This is a genomic window from Arthrobacter sp. TB 26, from assembly GCF_000427315.1.
Taxonomy (GTDB): domain Bacteria; phylum Actinomycetota; class Actinomycetes; order Actinomycetales; family Micrococcaceae; genus Arthrobacter.
The window spans coordinates 1-4580 of the sequence record NZ_AUPJ01000198.1 but is presented as its reverse complement, the minus strand read 5'-3'; the positions used below and the strand labels follow the sequence as shown (position 1 = coordinate 4580).

The window sequence follows — 4580 nt, the reverse complement described above, 5'->3', positions numbered from 1 at the left end:
TGGTGTTGCCGGGCCTCCGACCCTAAGGTTGGAACGTGACTGAGATAATTCTTGACGCTGCCCCTGACCTCGACTTCGACCTGAAGGGCCTCCCCAAGGTTTCCCTTCACGACCACCTGGACGGCGGACTCCGGCCGGCCACCATCATTGAACTTGCCGAGGCCGTGGGACACACCCTGCCCTCCACCGACCCCGTCGCCCTGGGGGAGTGGTTCCGCGAATCCGCCGACTCCGGCTCGCTGGTCCGCTACCTCGAGACCTTTGACCACACCATCGCCGTGATGCAGACCAAGGACGGACTCTTCCGTGTCGCCAAGGAATTCGTCGAAGACCTTGCCGACGACGGCGTTGTCTACGGTGAAGTGCGCTGGGCGCCCGAGCAGCACCTCCAGCAGGGCCTGAGCCTGGACGACGTTGTGGACGCCGTGCAGGCGGGCCTCGAAGCCGGCGTCGACGCCGTCGCCGAGAGCGGCCGCGACATCCAGGTCGGCCAGCTCATCACCGCCATGCGCCATGCCGACCGCGGCCAGGAAATCGCGGAACTGGCAGTCCGTCACCGCAACAACGGCGCCGTCGGCTTCGACATTGCCGGTGCCGAGGACGGCTTCCTGCCGGCCCGGTTCAAGGACGCCTTCACCTACCTTGCCCAGCACAACTTCCCGGCCACGGTCCACGCCGGGGAAGCTGCCGGTCTCGAAAGCATCCAGTCCGCCCTGGTTGACGGACGCGCCCTGCGTCTGGGCCACGGCGTCCGGATCGCCGAGGACATCACCGTCGAATTCGACGACGAAGATGCCGACGAGGCCGATGACAACATCGGCATGGTCACCCTGGGCGATCTTGCCAGCTGGGTCCGCGACCGCGGCATCGCCCTGGAGATCTGCCCGTCCTCCAACCTGCAGACCGGCGCCATCGCGGGCTTCGGCGAGGGAATCGAAAGCCACCCGCTGGACATGCTCTACCAGCTCGGCTTCAACGTCACCATCAACACGGACAACCGGCTCATGAGCGGCGTGACCCTGACGGACGAGTTCGAACTGCTGGTCGAGACCTTCGACTACGACCTCGATGACCTGCTGGAGCTGACGCTCAACGCGGCCGAGGCTGCTTTCCTGCCGCTCGAAGAGAAGGAAGCCCTCGTTGAATACATCAACGAGTTCTACGACGAGCTTGGCTAACGAGGACATTCCACCCGTCCAGGGGCAGCTGGCAGAGCTGATCGAAACGATTGCCGCCCTGCGCGAGCACTGCCCCTGGATGGGTGCCCTCACCCATGAATCCCTCGTGGAGTACCTCCTCGAGGAGGCCTACGAAGTTGCCGAGACCATCGAGACGGCCGGCGGCGACGCCGAGCTGAAAGCCGAACTCGGCGATGTCCTGCTCCAGGTGGTCCTCCACGCCCGGCTCGCCCAGGAACGCGGTGCCTTCGGCCTCGACGACGTCGCCCGCGGCCTCACCGCCAAAATGGTCCGGCGCAACCCGCATGTGTTCCGACCGGACGGTTCGCTGCAGGAGTCCTTCCCGGCGACGGTGGCGGAAATCGTCCAGACGTGGGACGCGGTCAAGCGCTCGGAGCAGGTCCTGCACTCCGGGGCCGCCGAGCCCGGCACCGACCCTTCCCGCGCTGATCCTTCCCGGCGGGGGGCCCTCGGGGGCGTCCCCGCCGCCCTTCCGGCCCTGGCGCGGGCACAGAAACTCCAGGACCGCGCCGAACGGGCCGGACTCCCGGCATCCGCCGGGCCGGTGGACATCCCGTCCTCGGAAGAGGACCTCGGGGACCTCCTCTTCGCCATAACCGCCGCAGCCCGGGACCGGGGGCTCGACGCCGAACGGGCCCTCCGCGGCGCGAACCGCCGCTTCCAGGAGGGCACGCCCCCGCCGACGTCCCGGTAACCGGCCAAAATGACGTCCGGGTACTGGATAGGTTTCCGTAACTTATCCCACTCTCGACTAGGCTGGGGAGCGACGAGGACGTCTGTTTTTCAGCGTGATTCCCAGCTTGATTTCCCACCAGATTCCCAGCAGATCGCTTCACCCAAAGGAGCCTACCCATGGCGCTTATCGATGCCATCCACGCCCGCGAGATCCTCGATTCCCGTGGCAACCCCACCGTAGAAGTTGAAGTCCTGCTCTCGGACGGCCAGATCGGCCGCGCGGCCGTTCCCTCCGGAGCCTCCACCGGCGAGCACGAAGCCGTCGAACTCCGCGACGGCGACAAGGGCCGTTACCTCGGCAAGGGCGTCCAGAAGGCCGTTGACGCGGTCATCGACCAGATCGCCCCGGCCCTGATCGGTTTCGACGCCACCGACCAGCGCAGCATCGACCAGTCGATGATCGACCTGGACGGCACGGCCAACAAGAGCAAGCTCGGCGCCAACGCCATCCTGGGCGTGTCCCTGGCCGTCGCCAACGCAGCCGCGGCCTCCGCCGACCTGCCGCTCTACAAGTACCTCGGCGGACCGAACGCGCACGTCCTGCCCGTGCCGCTGATGAACATCCTCAACGGCGGCTCGCACGCCGATTCCGACGTCGACATCCAGGAGTTCATGGTTGTCCCGCTCGGTGCCGAGACCTTCTCCGAGGGCCTGCGCTGGGGCGTCGAGGTTTACCACGCACTCAAGGCGGTCCTGCAGGCGAAGGGCCTGTCCACCGGCCTCGGCGATGAAGGCGGCTTCGCGCCGAACCTGCCGTCCAACCGCGCCGCCCTGGACCTCATCCAGGAAGCCATCCGGAACGCCGGCTACACCCCGGGACAGGACATCGCCCTCGCCCTGGACGTTGCCTCCTCCGAGTTCTTCAAGGACGGCGCCTACAAGTTCGAAGGCAAGTCACTCAGCTCCACCGAGATGAGCGCCTACTACGCCGAACTCGTCGCCGACTACCCGCTGGTGTCCATTGAGGACCCGCTGGATGAAAACGACTGGGAAGGCTGGAAGACCCTCACCGACGCCATCGGCGACAAGGTCCAGATCGTTGGTGACGACCTCTTCGTCACGAACCCGGAACGCCTGCAGACCGGCATCGATTCCAAGACGGCCAACTCGCTCCTGGTGAAGGTCAACCAGATCGGTTCCCTGACCGAAACCCTGGATGCTGTCTCCCTCGCCCAGCGCGCGGGTTACACCACCATCACCTCGCACCGCTCCGGCGAGACCGAGGACACCACCATCGCCGACATCGCCGTTGCCACCAACGCGGGCCAGATCAAGACCGGTGCCCCGGCCCGCTCCGAGCGCGTGGCCAAGTACAACCAGCTGCTGCGCATCGAAGAGGAACTCGACGACGCCGCACGCTACGCCGGACGCAGCGCCTTCCCGCGTTTCAAGGGCTAGTAACCGCAGGAACTGCCGACCGGTGGCTATGGTTGAAAGACCATGGCCACCGGTTCTTTTTTGGCACCTTCCTTGTGGCGCCGCGCTGTCGGCTCCGTGGCGGTGCCCCGCCCAGGCCACGGGGATCAGCACTGAACGGCGCTGAACCAGCAAGCAGCAAGCCAGCCGGGGGAGAACCTGGCATTACAGGAGCGACATGGTTACCCGCCGACCCAAGGTTCCCCGGGCCACGCCTGCGGCCCCCAAGTCTCCAGACACCGGCGACGGCGGCGACGTCATCCAGGCTGATTTCGGCGGTTCCCGCGGGGCCCAGGGCCACACGGCCGGCTCGGCATCCACACCGGCCGGATCTTCGTCCGGCGCTGGCCAGCACAATGCTGTGCGACAGGGCGCTGCGAAGCAGAACGGTGTGAAGCAGGGCACGGCCAAGCCAGGCGCCGCCAAACAGTCCAGGGACGGCGCCGTGCCGGCGGGGGAGAACCTTGACCCGGTTCCCGCCAAGGCATTCTCCGGCCGCATGCTGGCGCTGTTCGTCGTCATGATTGCCATCACCATCATGCTGGCGCCCACGGTCAAGATTTTCTTCGAGAAGCGGGCCGAAATCGCCGCCCTGCAGGCGGATATCTCCGCGAAGCAGTCCCAGCAAGACGAGCTCAGGCGCCAGGTCTCCCGGTGGCAGGATCCGAACTACGTGAAGCAACAGGCCCGCGACCGCATTAACATGGTTATGCCCGGCGAGACGGGCTACTGGGTCTTCGGCAGCGATCTTCCTGCCGGAACGTCCAGTGGCGCTGCCGGTACCGGATCACAACAGGACCCGGCCGATCTGCCGTGGGTGGACTCCCTCTGGGATTCCATCCGGCGCTCGGCAACAGACTAACAAGCGGCGCCCGCCGCAGGATTGTCCGCCGGACAAACCAGACAGGGCAGGAAGGTGCCGCACCCGTGGACGAGAACCGAGTGGACGAGACCCCCGCGGCAGTGAAACCGACGGCACCGAATCCGGGAAGCCCGGAGACGGCCCCCTCCGTGGCGGAATCCCGCCGGCCCTCGCCCCGCGACCTCGATGTCCTGAGCCGGCAACTGGGACGCCCCGTGCGCGATGTCGTGGAAATCCCGGCCCGCTGCGTCTGCGGCAACCCGCTGGTGGCGGCCACGTCCCCGCGGCTGAGCAACGGCACACCCTTCCCCACGACCTTTTACCTCACCCACCCGGTGATCACGTCCGCGGTGTCGCGGCTTGAGGCG

5 protein-coding genes are annotated in these 4580 nt (G+C 66.8%); all 5 read left to right on the top strand.

Going from position 1 to position 4580, the window contains the following annotated elements; all coding sequences use genetic code 11:
* Nucleotides 1-35: 35 nt before the first annotated feature.
* Nucleotides 36-1178 carry an adenosine deaminase gene (locus K789_RS0107135; RefSeq protein ID WP_024366164.1) on the top strand — a complete coding sequence of 381 codons (1143 nt, stop codon included), beginning with the start codon at nucleotides 36-38 and terminating at the stop codon, nucleotides 1176-1178.
* A gap of 79 nt (nucleotides 1179-1257) precedes the next feature.
* On the top strand, nucleotides 1258-1893 hold the full coding sequence (locus K789_RS0107130) for a MazG nucleotide pyrophosphohydrolase domain-containing protein (RefSeq protein WP_035739351.1): 636 nt from the start codon (nucleotides 1258-1260) through the stop codon (nucleotides 1891-1893).
* A 158-nt stretch (nucleotides 1894-2051) separates the two neighbouring features.
* On the top strand, nucleotides 2052-3332 hold the full coding sequence (eno, locus tag K789_RS0107125; RefSeq protein ID WP_024366162.1) for a phosphopyruvate hydratase: 1281 nt from the start codon (nucleotides 2052-2054) through the stop codon (nucleotides 3330-3332).
* A gap of 196 nt (nucleotides 3333-3528) precedes the next feature.
* Entirely contained in the window at nucleotides 3529-4212 is a 684-nt protein-coding gene (locus tag K789_RS0107120; protein WP_024366161.1) for an FtsB family cell division protein, read from the top strand.
* Between the two features lie 101 nt (nucleotides 4213-4313).
* Nucleotides 4314-4580 (top strand): DUF501 domain-containing protein (locus tag K789_RS0107115; RefSeq protein WP_416352793.1); only part of this gene is annotated, 267 nt, incomplete at its 3' end.

Excerpts from the sequence above, each read along its gene's own strand:
- K789_RS0107130 (WP_035739351.1), top strand. The coding sequence starts at position 1,258 with ATGGGTGCCCTCACCCATGAATCCCTCGTGGAGTACCTCCTCGAGGAG.
- eno (WP_024366162.1), top strand. The coding sequence starts at position 2,052 with ATGGCGCTTATCGATGCCATCCACGCCCGCGAGATCCTCGATTCCCGT.
- K789_RS0107120 (WP_024366161.1), top strand. The coding sequence starts at position 3,529 with ATGGTTACCCGCCGACCCAAGGTTCCCCGGGCCACGCCTGCGGCCCCC.